Below are 13,373 nucleotides of genomic sequence, written 5' to 3'. Positions count from 1 at the left end.
TCTGCCCATCGTTCCTGGAAATAGCCTCGCCGAGAGACTGACGCTGCAATATCCTGCATCCTCAAGGTCTGGGTTAGGCGTACCGTCTCAACTATTGCTCATCTATGAAAAAAGTTTTCGTCCTCGACACCAACGTATTGCTTCACGATCCGATGGCAATGTTCAGGTTTGAGGACAACGATGTGGTGTTACCCATCACCATTATCGAAGAACTCGATCGCTTCAAAAAAGGCACCGCCGACACCGGCCGCAACGCCCGCTACGTGTCGCGCACTCTAGATGAACTGCGCCAGCAGGGCTCATTGGTGCAAGGCATTCCTTTAGAAAAGGGCGGCACCCTCAAAGTGGCTCTGTGCCACCGCGATACCCTACGACAGCTGCCCGCCGAGCTAGAGGGCGACCAGGGCGACAACGCTATTCTCGCCGTGGCGATGGAGTATAAGCACCACCACGATATGCCCGTGGTGCTGGTCAGCAAAGATACCAACTTGCGCATTAAAGCCAATGCCGTCGGGCTGGTGGCTGAAGACTACGAAACTGACAAGATTGACTACGACGACCTCTACACCGGCACCCTGGAGGTGATGACCTCCGCCGAGGCTATGAGCCAGCTGTTTGGCAACGGCCACCTAAAGCTCGATGTGCCCCTCCACCCTAACCAGGCCGTGACCCTGGTCGATGAGTCAAACCCGAACCACACGGCACTAGCTATGGTGCAGGGCAGCAGCGGCAAGCTGGTGCCCCTCAGCAAACTACCCCACGCTGGGGTATCGCGGGTGCTGCCCCGCAACCGCGAGCAGCGGTTTGCCTTTGAGCTGCTGCTGCAAGACTCGATCTCAATGGTGACCCTAGTAGGCAAGGCGGGCACGGGGAAAACGCTGTTGGCGATCGCCGCCGGGGTGCAAAAAGTCGCCGACGAGCGCCTCTACTCGCGCCTGCTGATCGCTCGCCCCATCGTGCCCCTGGGCCGTGACATCGGCTACCTGCCCGGCGACATGCGCGAAAAGCTCAACCCCTGGATGCAGCCCCTCTATGACAACTTCGACCTCATCTTTGGCACCCAGGACATGCGGGGTCGCCCTGAACACTGGCGGCGCGGCCACGAAGAAATGATCGACCAAGGGCTATTGCAGATTGAGGCGCTGACCTACATTCGGGGGCGATCGATTCCCAAGCAGTTCTTGATTGTCGATGAAGCCCAAAACCTCACCCCCCACGAGGTCAAAACTATTCTCACCCGCGCTGGGGAAGGCACTAAAATCGTTCTGACCGGCGACCCCGATCAGATCGACAACCCCTACGTTGACGCCTCTAGCAATGGCCTAACCTACGTCGTCGAGCGTTTTAAGGATGAAGCCCTAGCTGGGCACATAACGCTCAATAAAGGGGAGCGATCGGGCCTAGCCGAGCGGGCGGCGATGCTACTGTAGAGCTTACCGATTTACCGTTGCCAAACCAAGGCCGCTCACTGGCGATCGCCTGGTTTGGGCGAGTTTAAACATTCTATTGTTCAGCTCTGAGCCATTGAACCTGAATCATTGGGCAAGTTAGCCTGGCGATCGAACTCTATCGATCAGCGACAGGCAATCTTTATGAATAAGCTTCATATTCATTCATTAAACACTACTTAAATCAACGCTAAACGGCATTAACGGTAACAGAAATGCCCTCAAATTATTGGCATTTCCTGACCATTCTCCAGAAGAAGTTAACCTTTACATTTACGCCCCATAGGGTCTTTTTAACTTGTTAGGATGCCACCAAATCTAGCAACGGGAGATTCTTTATGACTCGCTTCCTTGTAGCCGTAGTAGATGGTGCCAAAGCTAAGTTTTTGACCCTTGAGCCCGTAGCAGTGCCAGAGGTAGAATCTGGCCCCGATTTGATCGAACGTTGCCAACTGCTAAATTCGGCAGCAGAAATTCCCAATCAAGACCTGGGGGCTAACACTAAAGCCAGTCGCAACCGGGGCAGCGGCAGCCGTGGCCACAGCTACGACGATCGCCGAGACAACTATCTCGTTGAGTTTGAGCGCCGCTTTGCCCAAGCTATTGGGGCGCAGATGGAAGCGTTAATTAATACTTATAATCTCAACACTCTGGTGCTAGTGGCCGAGCCGCAGATTTTAGGCACATTGCGCAACTGTTTAGCGGGGGTGAGCGGTCGATTGCAGGTGCAAGAATTGGCCAAAGATCTGTGCAGAATGAAGCCCCGACAGTTGCAAGATTACCTGGCCCAAAAGGGTGTGTTGCCAACTCGACAGGTGGCGCTGGCAACGGGGCGATCGCGCTACAGTAACAGCTAGCGAATCTAACTCAAGTTTACTGATTTAGCAGAGCCAGGGCCTCATTGAGCGGCAAGGGACGGCTGAATAAAAAGCCCTGGCCAATGTCGCAGCCCATCGATTTTAGAGCCGCCATCTGGGCGGGGGTTTCAATGCCCTCAGCCACGGTGGGCAGACCCAGTTGGCGAGCAATATCGATAATCGAGCCGACTAAAATTTTGGCGCGATCGCTGCTGCACAACTTTTGAATAAACGACTGATCAATTTTCAAACAGTCGATCTCGCAGCGCTCTAGATAATTGAGACTAGAGTAGCCGGTGCCGAAGTCGTCGAGGGAAACCTCAAATCCGGCGGCGCGACACTTGCCGATGGAGTTAATCGCCTCAGCCTCATTCAAAAAGATCCGCTCCGTCACCTCTAGCTTAATTTGCTGGGCGTCAACACCATGACGCTGGGTACAAGCAATTAACCGCTCAAAAAAATCGGGCTGTTGAAACTGACGCACCGAAATGTTGATGCTAATAAAAAAGTCAGCACGGCTCAGACCTTGGCTCTCTAAGTGCCTCTGAAAACGGCACAGATCGGCACAGGAGTGATCCAAAATCCAGTCACCCATGGGCAAAATTAGCGAGGTTTCTTCAGCCAGGGTAATAAACCGGTGAGGAGTCACTGAGCCCCGCTGGGGGCACTGCCACCGCAGCAGCGCCTCGAAGCCCACAATAGTGCCTGTGGTTAGGTTTAAAAGGGGCTGATAGACCAGCGATAGCTCATCGTTACGGACGGCATTTTGCAGGTCAGACTCTAGCTTAATGTCGTCTAAAATTTGCTGGTGTTGCTGACTTCTTGCGTAGGCTTTCTCAGTTATGGCGGGGCTAGGCAGACCGATGTGAGGGTTTGCTAGAGCCTTGATATAGGTATTGTAGGCTCGGTTGCGGTGCAGCGACATCGAGATAAACAGCCGCACCATCGGCGACGACGACTCGATGCGCTCAGCGATCTGAGCAGCTGATACTACAATGCAGCGGCAGGGGCTAAGGGCTTTAGCCGAGGCCGATCGGGGCGAGGCGTCAATAATACCCATTTCTCCAAAAATATCCCCTGGCCCCAGCACATTGAGCTGAATTGAATCGTGGCCAGAACCCACAAAAATCTCGACATAGCCCGACTCAATAATATAGGCTTTATCGGCGGCGCTGCCCTCAGTAAAAATCGTTTCGCTCTCTGCAAATAGTCGAATGTTGCAGTTAGAGGCGATCGCCATATCGGCCGCCAGACTAATGCTATCGCCGTCTTCGGGGGCAGGTTCTATAGGAGGCAATGGACCGAGGGATATAGGGCAAGACAAAGCAGGAAAGATTTTCATGACAAGCACGATTTTTCAGGGGGTTGCTCTAGCATCTCCTATTTTTAGAAGGGGGTTCATAACCTCAGTGTGAAGTGTCGGTGAGCGTTTCTAAAAAACCTAGCCAATCACAGCTTCATCATGTATCTGTCACCCATCGCTATGATCTAAATCACAACAATTGCAGGATAAATTAACTAGCATCCGCCAGAATATGGACGGTGCCTTAGGTCTACGGAGGTTATCCTCAAGCTGAGAACACCGCAAGGGGCCTCAGCCCCACACCGATCCTTCGCTGCGTTGACGCCATGACTGCCTTTTCTACCCCCTCTGCTTGCGGTTCGGTTGGCCAGGTTACTGTAGTGGGGGCGGGTAACGTGGGCAGCACCCTGGCCCAGCGCCTGTTAGAGCGCAACCTGGCCAACGTGGTGCTGGTCGATATTGTTGAGGGGCGCCCCCAAGGGGTTGCCCTCGACCTGTCCCAAGCAGCGGGCTGCGAAGGGCACAACCGCACCATTGTCGGCACCAACGATTACCACGACACCGCCAACTCAGACATCGTGGTGATTACTGCGGGGCTGCCCCGCCGCCCCGGCATGACCCGCGACGACCTCACCCAGGTCAACGGCAAGATTGTGATCGACACGCTGCGCCAGGCCCTAGCCGTATCACCCCAGGCCAGCGTGATTGTGGTCACCAACCCGCTCGATGTCATGACCTACCTGGCTTGGAAAGCCAGCGATCTCCCCCCTCAGCGGGTGATGGGCATGGCCGGAGTACTCGACTCGGCACGATTTCAAACCTTTATTGCCTGGGAGCTGGGCGTGCCCCCGCAGGATGTGACGGCCATGGTGCTGGGAGGCCATGGCGACCTCATGGTGCCACTGCCCAGCTATACTACCGTCAACGGCATTCCGGTAGCCGAGCTGATGCCCACTCCCCGGCTGCAAGCGCTGATTGATCGCACCCGCAACGGCGGTGCCGAAATTGTGCAGTTGCTCAAGCAGGGAGGTGCTTACTACGCTCCGGCCTCCTCGGCTTGCGTCATGGTGGAGTCAATGCTGCTCAACCAGCGGCGCATCTTGCCCATAGCTGCCCACCTAACGGGCCAGTATGGCTTGGATGGTCTCTATCTGGGAGTGCCCTGCCGCCTAGGTCAGGGGGGCATTGAAGAAGTGCTAGAACTGTCGCTTACCTCGGCCGAGCAGGCAGCCCTCGAGCAGTCGGCGGCCTCGGTAAAGGAGCAGATACCGCTGGCCCTGGCACTGTTAGATCAGTAAATCCTTGAGGAAATTTTGTCTGTCGAATTCCTCAGTTCACAAGAGTGTAGCGGGCTGTGCACTTTGAGGGGTTTGGGGCTGTGCATGAGGGCCGCTAACCTTGTTTTGGCGTGAACTCTCTCTGGTGTATCTAGCGCTGTCCCGTCAGGCTAGTAGAATCACTAGCAGCAGAAAACCAAAAACAGAAGCGCCAGACTGCCAGAAAATTTTAGAAGCTGTGTTATCAACCATGGCGTTTACCTTACAGGTTAAGGATAGAAACACTGTTTGCTCTAAGTTTTCCCAAATCTAACTTTAGAATTTTGAGGCTTAGACTTTCAGGCTCTAGTCTCACTGTAGGTTGGTGGGGTTAAAACCGCCGTGATAAAGGCTCTATACCTCAGTGATGTCGAAGCCCTGCGGCGGTGATCTCGATCAGCTGTTTAGTCGAATACTATGAATTCAACTGCCTTGCCCCAGTTTTTACAGCAGGCTCCGGCCCACTACTGGTTAGAAAATGCTCGGCTGCCCCTAGCCTGCGTCGACGGGTCGGTGACCTGGAATGCGATCGCATCCCTCGCCGCCCCGCCAATATCAGAAGAATTAGTCGCCGCCCATCTAGAAATTCAGGACGGGCAGATTGCGGCGATTATCCCCGCCAGCCAGCCCCTTGACACCGACCAACCTCGCTGGGATCTGCGCCAGGGTTTGGTGTGGCCCTGTTTCGCCGACTGCCACACCCATCTAGACAAAGGCCAGACCTGGTTTCGCAATCCCAACCCCGATGGCACCTTTGCCTCGGCCCTCAAGGCACTCGAAACCGACCACAGCCACTGGAGCGCCGCAGATCTCTACCCCCGTATGAGCTTTGGCCTGCGGTGCAGCTATGCCCACGGCACCCAGGCCGTCAGAACCCATCTGGATTGTTTGAATGGGCAGGAGGAAATTAGCTTTGCGATCTTCGATCAGCTGCGGCAGGAGTGGGCGGGCAAGATCGCGCTCCAGGCTGTGTGCCTGGTGTCGATGGACTACTACGATCGCCCCGAAGCTGAAGGTCTGGCCGATACCGTTGCCCGATATGGCGGCGTTTTAGGTGGAGTAATCTATCCCCAGCCCGGTCTGGAAGCTCAGATCGATCGCGCCTTTGAGCTGGCCGAGGTCCGGGGCCTCGACCTCGATTTTCACGCCGATGAGAGTCTTGACCCCAAGGCCGAAGGCTTGCGGGTGGTAGCCGAGACCAAACTGCGGCGGGGTTTTACCGGCCGGGTCAACTGCGGCCACTGCTGTAGTTTGTCGGTGCAGGCGGGCGATCGCGCCAAAGACACCTTAGCTTTGCTCAAGCAAGCAGGCATCAGCGTTGTCAGCCTGCCGATGTGCAACCTCTACCTACAAGATCGTCAGCCGGGTCGCATGCCTCGCTATCGCGGCGTCACCCTGCTGCCCGAGCTGCGCCAGTTTGAGGTGGCGGTGGCCCTAGCCAGCGACAACTGCCGCGACGCCTTCTTTGCCTATGGCGACCACGACATGGTGGAGGTGTTTACCCAGGCGGTGCGCATTGGCCAACTCGATCGCCCGATTGGCGACTGGCCCCAGGCAATCACCCGCGTCCCGGCTCAAATTATGGGTTTAGATGCGGGGCTGATTGGGACCGGTCGCTCGGCGGATCTAGTGGTGTTTAAGGCTCGCAGCTTCAGCGAGCTGCTGTCGCGACCCCAGGGCGATCGCGTCGTTTTGCGCCAGGGTAGCCCTATCGACACCACCCTGCCCGATTACGCCGAACTCGATGCAGTGGTGGGAGTTGCCTAATTTGCTCCGCCCCAACCTGGAAAACCGAACTTTCCTTAGGCGTGGGGTTTGCTACGCTAAATCCAGAGGTAGACATGGGTCTGGCGGAAGCGGCAATGGCCCTCCCCATCCCAAAGCTGACTACAGACAATAGTCACCACTGAGCGCGGGTTTTTAGGAGGATAGGAATGGCTGCTACGGGCTTTAAAGACTACTACGCGGTGCTGGGGGTCAATCGCACGGCAAGTGCCGACGAGATCAAGCAGTCTTTTCGCAAGCTGGCCCGCAAGTACCACCCCGACGTTAACCCCAATGACAAAGCCGCCGAGGCCAAGTTTAAAGAGGTGAGCGAAGCCTACGAGGTGCTCTCCGACGCCGACAAGCGTAAAAAGTATGACCAGTACGGTCAATACTGGCAGCAAGCCAGCCGCGCCGGTGCCGGTGCCCCCTACGGCAACCCCGGCGACATGGGCGGCTTTGACTTTAGCAATTACGGCAGCTTTGACGAGTTCATCAACGAGCTGTTGGGTCGTTTTGCCACCCCAGGCGGCGGCAGTGCCCGCTCCTATCCCTACGGGACGCCCGGCGGTGGGGCAGCCGGGCCTGGGTTTGGATACGAAACCGCCCCAAACCAATCCTTCGACCAAGAGGCCAACATTCGCCTCACCTTTAGCGAAGCTTTCCACGGTGCCCAAAAGCGCCTGCGCATCGGCAACGACAATGTGGAAGTGCGCATTCCGCCCGGGGCCAAGCAGGGCAGCAAAATTCGCCTCAAGGGCAAGGGGCCGATCAACCCCTACACTAAGCAGCCTGCCGATATTTATTTGGTGGTGCAGCTAGAGGGGCACGGCTTCTTTACCCTAGAGGGCGACAGCCTCACGGCTGAGGTGCCCATTACCCCAGATGAGGCGGTGTTGGGCGGAAAGATTGATGTGCCGACCCCCGATGGCAGCGTGACCATGAACCTACCTGGGGGTACCCGCTCGGGTCAAACTCTGCGTCTACGGGGCAAGGGCTGGCCTCGCCCCAAGGGCGATCGCGGCGATCTACTGATCAAAGTCGTGATTACACCTCCAGTAAGCCTCAGCGACGCCGAGCGCCAGCTGTACGAAAAAATCCGCGACAGCCGCACGACGAACCCACGTCAGAGCCTGACCAATACGCGTTTGTGAACCTGATGCTTTAGACAGAGCGCAATCAAAAGCCCCCCAGTTCTGCGATATTCAGAACCGGGGGGCTTTTTAGACAGAGATTAACCTACAGTTCTTCAGCGCGGCTGAGGTCTCCATAGAGCAGGCTGAGCAGCGCACCGCAGCCCAGCAGCTTGACAGCTTCTAAGGCAAAGTACAGCCCGTGCATCTGGTTCATAGCACCGGGCACTTCAACGGTGGCGGCAAAGGGGTCGAGGGAAGCACCCAGGGCAGCCATGGCGGGGGCGATCGCATAGGTCAGCACCAGAGTAAGGGCTAACAGGCCTAGCCCAAGCTCTACAGCCCAACGGCTGCGCAGGCCGCTAGCGACTACAGGACGCTGGGGGCGCGACTGGCGGGCTGCCAATAGACCAGTCAAAATGACGCCAGCGCACAGCAGCTCGAGACGGTTAAACACCCAAAACATGGCGTAGCCCGCCGAGCCAAAATCGGGCTGGCTCATCATACCGCCAACAAATAGCCCGGGCATGATGACAAAGTCCATCAGCAGGCTGCTGCTGAACCAAAACATGAGGGCGAACAAAACCGCCCCGACCCAGGGAGTGGGCTTAGCGATGGGGTGAGATAGCGAATTCATGAATATATGCCTAATTAAGGATGACGGGTGAAGCGCGGGGTCAGAAACTCGGAGTTTTACGGCTGAGTTCCTTATTTATCAATGTTTTCAGCCTAGCGAACTTTATTGGCTGCCGGTGTGAATTATTCTTTCGGTAATGCTGTTATTGCACCGCCTTTACGTTGTGACACAAAGATGAAAGGCTCTACAGTCGTAGCTTTGGGGCGATCGCACGACTCTAACAACGGCTACCGGCGAGAAAAAACGTTACCACCTGTTACAGACGGTAACGTCTTAATCACCATAAATGGCCTCACAAATATTTAGCCAAGACACCCTCTAAACCCTGACCCCGAGCACTGTCCCAAGAGCACAGCCCGGTAAAGTAAGTCTGGGCAATTTTCAGCGGAGCAACAACGATGGCCATTACGCACATTGTGTTTGATATGGGTGGGGTGCTGATAGAGCTACAGTGGCTCGACCGGGTCAAAGACCTGCTGGGTCGTCCCCTCACCATTGAGGAAATTCACCGCCTCTGGGTCAGCGCCCCCTCTGTCGTCGATTTTGAGAGCGGCCGTACTGACTTCGATGCCTTTGCCGCCGCCTTTGTGCAAGATTTTGGTCTGGCGATCGCCCCCGCAGTCGTCAAGCACGAGTTTTTAGAAATCGTGCGGGCGCCACTGCCCCAGTGCAACGAAATGCTCGCGGCTCTCAAGCCCCGCTACCACCTGTCGCTGCTGTCGAACACTAACCCTGCCCACTACGAGCGATTGCGCGATCGCTACAACTTTTTTGACTACTTCGACCAGCTATTTTTGTCCTACAAGATTGGTTTGATTAAGCCCAGTACGGCCGTCTTTGAGCATGTGCTATCGGCGCTCGATGCCCCCGCCGACAGCGTAGCCTTCTTCGACGACGGGTCCCGCAATGTTGAGGCGGCCCGCACCCTCGGCATTCACGCCTACCGAGTCGACTCGCCTGCCGAAGTCATGGCCATGGTGGAAAGCTTCTCCTAGCTCCCTCCTCAGGGCAGCCGGCAGACGACCTGACCCACCAGCCCTGCCCAAGGCACCAAGCCAAATTTGCGGCTGTCGGTGCTCTCCATCGCATTCAGCCCCTGCAAAAAACAGCCGTCGGCATCGACATAGACCACCCACTTAATCAGCAGCAGTCCCGGCTGCCGAGGATGATCGGCCACCACCAGGTCGCCCGGCTGCGGTCGCTGCTGACGATAGGCGGAAGGATCGATCAATACCTCCACACCCGGCTCTAACAGGGGCAGCATCGAGGCTCCCACAACGCGAAACCGCCGTCGCTGGCGCAACAGCCAGAGCACCAGATCGGTGAACTGACTATGGCGCAACTGCGACGGCGGCTGTGGGAAATTGCTGAGGTTGTTTTCCACCAGACTCAATTCAAGGGTGAGGGGATGAGGAAGATAAGGAGATGGGGAAGATGAGGAGCCTTCGCCCTGCTCATCTTATCCACCTCACTTTCCTTATCTCCCTCATGTCCCTCTAGCTAGCGGTGTACCAAGACACATCACGGTTCTTGGTTGCCCAGAAAATGCCGTGGATTTTCTGCACGGCTTCCATCAGCTCGTTGGCGTGCTGCACGCTGACTTCGACCTTGCAGGCAGAGCAAAGTTTGGCGGCTTTCCAGAAGGTGTCATGCAGGTCGGGGAACTGCTCTAGGTGGATGGGCTTAAAGTAGTCAGTCCACAGCACCAGCAGCTCATCTTTGGTGATTTGAGCCTGCTCTTCTTTGATGGCGGTATAGCGAGCGAAGGTGTTGTGGTAGGCAACAGAAGCGGCCTTATCACCACCGGCGGGCACCTCAAGGTCCACCAGCTTTTTGGTCATCGACAGCACAGCTTCGGCGGCAATGCGAGCCGAGGAGGGATCGTAAACGCCGCAGGGGCCATCGCAGTGCGCGTGGACGGCAGCGGCGGGGAACCATGCCTGTAGCTTGGCAATTGCTTGGTTGAGCATAATCATCCTGGTAATAAATAGAAATACGGGCAAAAAACGAGAATTTTCTTGCGCCTGGCCCGAGCGGCAACCCCGCACCCGATGGGGTGAAACATCCCTATGCTAGGCAGGGGAATAAGCCAGGCCACGTTTCACATTGTTAACGCTATTGAGTCCTTCCGCAACCTCCGCCCCTGCCGTTGGCAATAGATTCGGCCAGAATCGGCAAGGCAGATCGTCGCACTCGGGCGCAACTTCAGTACATTTGTATGAATGTTTTCAAGAGGATGACCGTTCAACCATGGGTCGATTGGCAATGACATTTTCTCGGCTGCGTCCCTGGAACCAATTGTTGCTTGTGGCCCTGGCGCTAGGGCTGACTGGCTGTGGAAACCTGCTGTCGATGATCAACTGGGTTGCCCCTGTGGATGTATCAACCCTGCCTCCCTGTGTCGATGACGACTGCAACTGTGGCGACTTCGCTAGCCAACCTCGGGCTCAAGCGGTACTTGATGCTTTTGGGGGCGACCCCTACAGTCTTGACGGTGATGGCAACGGTCGAGCCTGCGAACTGCTGCCTGCTGAAACACCGGCTGCCGATCCACCCGCCCCGGCCTCTAGCAACCCCCACTTAGCGCTGGGCAATCCCAGCCAGGCGGCAACCACCAACCCCAACAACTATTTAATTCAGCGTGATCAGTATGTACTCAGCTACAGCCGCGATCGCAACGGGCTTAACTGGGCCAGTTGGGAAGTAGATGCCGCCTGGCTGGGCTCCACCGATCGCCAAGACAACTTTCGCCCCGACGGGGCGCTGCCCGCTGGGTTTTACCAGGTTACCCCCAACGACTATCGGGGCAGCGGCTACGATCGCGGCCATGTAGTGCCCTCCGGCGATCGCACCAGCAGCGTGAGCAACAATGCTGCCACCTTTTTGATGACCAACATCATTCCCCAAGCCCCTGACAACAACCGTGGCACCTGGCGGGAACTGGAAGAATACGGGCGATCGCTGGTTTACCAGTACGACCACAGCCTGCACGTGTTTGCTGGAGCCTACGGCAGCCAGGGCAACATCGGCAACCGAGCCATTGCTATACCTTCCCGCCTATGGAAAATTATTGTGGTGTACGATCGCCTCCCCAATGGGGACTTAGGCATTGGCAGTGACAGTCAAATAATTGCCGTTGATCTGCCCAACAGCAACCAGGTCAGCCCTGACTGGCGTCGCTACCAAACCTCGGTTCAGCGCATTGAAATAGCCACTGGCCATAGCTTCTTTGGAAATCTACCCGCCGAGCTTCAGGCCGTTCTCAAGGCCCGCACCAGCGATGCACCCCCGTGAGTGGGGCCCCTGATTCCAGATCAGGGATTGGCAGTATACTATAGTTAAAAGATAAAGTTAATTTTAGGTTTAGTTCAATATGATATTGAGTTTGGTTATTAAAACTGCGTCATAGTGATTCTTCGGGTGTAGCTAGTTCAGTAAGGCAGTGTGTCTTTAATACAACTGCTAGAGATAAGGTAGATATTTGCTTTATTTTTCCAGATTTACAGCATCAATTTGACAAAGTGCGTTTACTTCAGATGCAAATAGTAGAGCCACTCATTTTTAGGGCTGAAAATCAGGGCTGCGGTGCAGTCTAAGCTATTGAATTCATTCAATTTTGATTTAAATGGCTGTAAGGTTAACCCCTAAAATTTTGTGGGATTTGACAGCGTAAACTAGCTGATCTATTTCCTACCCATTGAGATTTTCTACCTTTAAGCCTAACTAATCTCTAGATTTTTTTGGTAGAAGCGGCTACACTCTTAGCCTTGTTCTCTATACGAACGCTTTGGATAGGCCTAGTTTTCTTGAGTCAAACCTCACTATCGATTGAGTGTTTAGTCTACTAAGTTAACTAGAATCAGCATTTACACTGCTTATAAGATAGATGACTCGTTAAGTTAATTATTATTCATATTTATGGCAAATAGATACGGCTTGAAGCGTTTGTCGATTTTCGTAGACGGCAATAATATGTTCTACGCCCAGCAAAAGAATGGCTGGTTTTTCGATCCGAAGCGGGTACTTGAATATTTTCTTAGCCTTGACGGTGGGGCTACCTTAGTCAACGCCTTTTGGTACACCGGGCTGAAAGACCCCCAAGATCAGCGCGGTTTTCGGGATGCGCTGATCAGCCTCGGCTACACTGTGCGAACCAAAATTCTCAAGGAGTATTACGACGATACCTCTGGGCGCTACTCCCAAAAAGCCAATCTCGATATTGAGATTGCCATCGACATGTTCAACACCGTAGATCAATACGATGAGGTCGTTCTCTTTAGCGGCGACGGCGACTTTGAGCGGGCCATTGAGTTGCTGCGCTCAAAAAACACTCACATAACTGTTGTCTCGACGGAGGGGATGATTGCCCGCGAACTGCGCAACGCCACCGATCGCTACATCGACCTCAACAGTGTTCGTAAGTATATTGAGAAAGACTAAGGCGTCAGACTAACCCCAGGGCTGTGCTGCTTTGCCTAGCCTCACTGCCCTGGGAAACGACTCGATCGCGTATCGCCGACCCTGTTATACTAGCTAACTGTAAATATCCATGCCGATGTGGCTCAGTGGTAGAGCACTCGATTCGTAATCGAGCGGTCGCGGGTTCAAATCCCGCCATCGGCTTTTAGTGAATACCGTCCCTGTGTGGATATGGGTCTAAGCATCGTCTTCTGCGCCAGCAACTTCCCTGGCTCATGAACGCGCTCGCATCCCCACTGAACCATCGTCGCCATCTCTCGGCGCTTAGCCTTGCTAGCTCACTGCTCAGACAACCCTAGATTCCATCATCTCAGCAACCGCTTGGGTCAACTAAGTCGGTAGCACAGGCTGTATCTGTATTTAAATGAATGACAAGCATCACCCACTCGATGAAGAACGGATTCTCTCACCAGTGAAGTGCTACTGACTCGCCTTG

Annotated in this window: 12 protein-coding genes and 1 tRNA gene; 9 read left to right on the top strand and 4 right to left on the bottom strand. The window is 55.1% G+C overall.

The genetic code is table 11. The features are described from left to right. Positions 1 to 104 precede the first annotated feature (104 nt). Together NC979_RS20625 and NC979_RS20620 are read left to right on the top strand one after the other, a co-directional pair. The gene (locus NC979_RS20625) at positions 105 to 1,430 is read left to right on the top strand and encodes a PhoH family protein (RefSeq protein ID WP_190521215.1); all 1,326 of its coding nucleotides are present in this window, start codon (positions 105 to 107) and stop codon (positions 1,428 to 1,430) included. A 356-nt stretch (positions 1,431 to 1,786) separates the two neighbouring features. After that, complete coding sequence (locus NC979_RS20620) at positions 1,787 to 2,305, top strand: host attachment protein (RefSeq protein ID WP_190521213.1); 519 nt, start codon at positions 1,787 to 1,789, stop codon at positions 2,303 to 2,305. A 16-nt stretch (positions 2,306 to 2,321) separates the two neighbouring features. Here NC979_RS20620 and NC979_RS20615 read toward each other — a convergent pair whose 3' ends face one another. Continuing rightward, positions 2,322 to 3,602, bottom strand: a complete 1,281-nt coding sequence (locus NC979_RS20615) for an EAL domain-containing protein (RefSeq protein WP_206755266.1) — start codon at positions 3,600 to 3,602, stop codon at positions 2,322 to 2,324. Between the two features lie 332 nt (positions 3,603 to 3,934). Between NC979_RS20615 and mdh the strand changes: the two genes are divergently transcribed. The 3 genes from mdh (at position 3,935) to NC979_RS20600 (ending at position 7,842) form a co-directional block, all read left to right on the top strand. Continuing rightward, a complete protein-coding gene (gene mdh, locus NC979_RS20610; RefSeq protein ID WP_190521209.1) occupies positions 3,935 to 4,906 on the top strand; it encodes a malate dehydrogenase in 972 nt (323 codons plus the stop codon). A gap of 435 nt (positions 4,907 to 5,341) precedes the next feature. Continuing rightward, the gene (locus tag NC979_RS20605) at positions 5,342 to 6,691 is read left to right on the top strand and encodes a cytosine deaminase (RefSeq protein WP_190521207.1); all 1,350 of its coding nucleotides are present in this window, start codon (positions 5,342 to 5,344) and stop codon (positions 6,689 to 6,691) included. A gap of 167 nt (positions 6,692 to 6,858) precedes the next feature. After that, complete coding sequence (locus tag NC979_RS20600) at positions 6,859 to 7,842, top strand: DnaJ C-terminal domain-containing protein (RefSeq protein ID WP_190521206.1); 984 nt, start codon at positions 6,859 to 6,861, stop codon at positions 7,840 to 7,842. A gap of 85 nt (positions 7,843 to 7,927) precedes the next feature. Here the strand turns inward: NC979_RS20600 and NC979_RS20595 are convergent, their stop codons facing one another. Next, the gene (locus NC979_RS20595) at positions 7,928 to 8,458 is read right to left on the bottom strand and encodes a DUF4149 domain-containing protein (RefSeq protein WP_190521204.1); all 531 of its coding nucleotides are present in this window, start codon (positions 8,456 to 8,458) and stop codon (positions 7,928 to 7,930) included. A 398-nt stretch (positions 8,459 to 8,856) separates the two neighbouring features. Here NC979_RS20595 and NC979_RS20590 point away from each other — a divergent pair, with 398 nt between their 5' ends. Then, positions 8,857 to 9,453 (top strand): HAD family hydrolase, encoded by a 597-nt coding sequence (locus NC979_RS20590; RefSeq protein ID WP_190521202.1) that lies wholly within the window; start codon positions 8,857 to 8,859, stop codon positions 9,451 to 9,453. Between the two features lie 8 nt (positions 9,454 to 9,461). Here NC979_RS20590 and sodX read toward each other — a convergent pair whose 3' ends face one another. Continuing rightward, entirely contained in the window at positions 9,462 to 9,842 is a 381-nt protein-coding gene (gene sodX / locus NC979_RS20585; RefSeq protein WP_347403957.1) for a nickel-type superoxide dismutase maturation protease, read from the bottom strand. 112 nt (positions 9,843 to 9,954) lie between these two features. Further along, complete coding sequence (gene sodN, locus NC979_RS20580; RefSeq protein ID WP_190521200.1) at positions 9,955 to 10,428, bottom strand: superoxide dismutase, Ni; 474 nt, start codon at positions 10,426 to 10,428, stop codon at positions 9,955 to 9,957. Between the two features lie 295 nt (positions 10,429 to 10,723). On the opposite strand from sodN, the gene NC979_RS20575 reads away from it, so the two are divergent. From NC979_RS20575 to NC979_RS20565, 3 genes are all read left to right on the top strand, one after another. After that, positions 10,724 to 11,752 (top strand): DNA/RNA non-specific endonuclease, encoded by a 1,029-nt coding sequence (locus tag NC979_RS20575; RefSeq protein WP_190521198.1) that lies wholly within the window; start codon positions 10,724 to 10,726, stop codon positions 11,750 to 11,752. A gap of 624 nt (positions 11,753 to 12,376) precedes the next feature. After that, positions 12,377 to 12,898 carry a LabA-like NYN domain-containing protein gene (locus NC979_RS20570; protein WP_073611208.1) on the top strand — a complete coding sequence of 174 codons (522 nt, stop codon included), beginning with the start codon at positions 12,377 to 12,379 and terminating at the stop codon, positions 12,896 to 12,898. A 111-nt stretch (positions 12,899 to 13,009) separates the two neighbouring features. Beyond that, positions 13,010 to 13,081: transfer RNA gene (locus tag NC979_RS20565), tRNA-Thr, on the top strand. The last annotated feature ends 292 nt before the right edge of the window (positions 13,082 to 13,373 follow it).

Source organism: Leptolyngbya subtilissima AS-A7 (assembly GCF_039962255.1).
In the GTDB taxonomy this organism is placed as follows: Bacteria; Cyanobacteriota; Cyanobacteriia; order Phormidesmidales; family Phormidesmidaceae; genus Nodosilinea.
This window is presented reverse-complemented; position numbering and strand designations above follow the sequence as displayed.

Coding starts and splice junctions, on each gene's coding strand:
- NC979_RS20625 (WP_190521215.1), top strand. CDS start 105: ATGAAAAAAGTTTTCGTCCTCGACACCAACGTATTGCTTCACGATCCG.
- NC979_RS20620 (WP_190521213.1), top strand. CDS start 1,787: ATGACTCGCTTCCTTGTAGCCGTAGTAGATGGTGCCAAAGCTAAGTTT.
- mdh (WP_190521209.1), top strand. CDS start 3,935: ATGACTGCCTTTTCTACCCCCTCTGCTTGCGGTTCGGTTGGCCAGGTT.
- NC979_RS20605 (WP_190521207.1), top strand. CDS start 5,342: ATGAATTCAACTGCCTTGCCCCAGTTTTTACAGCAGGCTCCGGCCCAC.
- NC979_RS20600 (WP_190521206.1), top strand. CDS start 6,859: ATGGCTGCTACGGGCTTTAAAGACTACTACGCGGTGCTGGGGGTCAAT.
- NC979_RS20595 (WP_190521204.1), bottom strand. CDS start 8,458: ATGAATTCGCTATCTCACCCCATCGCTAAGCCCACTCCCTGGGTCGGG.
- NC979_RS20590 (WP_190521202.1), top strand. CDS start 8,857: ATGGCCATTACGCACATTGTGTTTGATATGGGTGGGGTGCTGATAGAG.
- sodN (WP_190521200.1), bottom strand. CDS start 10,428: ATGCTCAACCAAGCAATTGCCAAGCTACAGGCATGGTTCCCCGCCGCT.
- NC979_RS20575 (WP_190521198.1), top strand. CDS start 10,724: ATGACATTTTCTCGGCTGCGTCCCTGGAACCAATTGTTGCTTGTGGCC.
- NC979_RS20570 (WP_073611208.1), top strand. CDS start 12,377: ATGGCAAATAGATACGGCTTGAAGCGTTTGTCGATTTTCGTAGACGGC.